Here is a 1000-nt window from a genome sequence, read left to right on the forward strand (position 1 = left end):
GATGCGCATGCTGATCGTCGGCTACTGCTACGGCATCCGCTCGGAGCGCAAGCTGTGCGAGGAGGTCTCGCGTCATCTGGCCTATCGATGGTTCCGCCGGCTTGATCTAGATGACGCGGCGCCGGATCACTCCACCTTCTCGAGGAACCGGCATGGGCGCTTTCGCGACAGCGATCTGCTGCGGCTGGTATTCGAGCGCGTGGTCGGCATTTGCCTGGCCGCCGGGCTGATCAAGGGCGAGGGCTTCGCAGTCGATGCGAGCGTCATCGAAGCCGACGCCAGCCGCTATCATGGCCTTGAGCCGGAGAAGATCGACAATGAGCATGCCATTATTGTCGATGTCGAGCCGCCACCGGCGCGAACCTTCGAGGTTCGGTCCACCGCGACCATGCTGGAGCGCACCCAGGTCCGGATTGGTCTCAAGCCGAAGAAGCTCGCGGCGGACACCGCTTATGGAACAGGCAGGCTCCTGGGATGGCTGGTGGGTCAGGCGATCGAGCCGCACATTCCAGTCTGGGACAAGGGCAGCCGTGACGACGGCACGTTTGGCCGCTCCGACTTCATCCTCGCTCCTGGCCTGGACCAGTACACCTGTCCGGCGGGGAAGATCCTGAGGCAGTTCCGGCGCAACTACAGCGTGGCGCGCCGCATCCAGGAAGAGGCGCGCGATCAGGCTCGACTGGTCGCCGGAACACCGCAGTTCGCGACCTCACGCAACGAGCGGAAGAAGGTCGAGATGCTGTTTGGCCATCTCAAGGCCACCCTGCGATTCGAACGCATGCGCTTGCGAGGACGAACGGGGGCCAGAGACGAGTTCCACCCGGGCAGCCATGGTCCCAAACCTCCGACGCATGGCTCGGTTGACAGCGGCAATGGCCGCCTGAGCGGGGTGGCAGGCTGAGGCCCACGGCCTCGGGTTCCAGTTACCTCTACCCCAGCCGTTAAGAGGCGAGCCCCGGGCACCCAGCCGCTCAACCGGCGGAGTTTTTCAACGGCATCG

The 1000-nt window shown here is 64.6% G+C and carries 1 pseudogene; it reads left to right on the plus strand.

The features are described 5' to 3' along the window. Nucleotides 1-757 (plus strand): annotated as a pseudogene (locus GR328_RS26515) (transposase); the annotation flags it as partial. Nucleotides 758-1000: the final 243 nt, after the last annotated feature.

The organism is Microvirga makkahensis, assembly GCF_009830105.1.
Lineage (GTDB): Bacteria > Pseudomonadota > Alphaproteobacteria > Rhizobiales > Beijerinckiaceae > Microvirga > Microvirga makkahensis.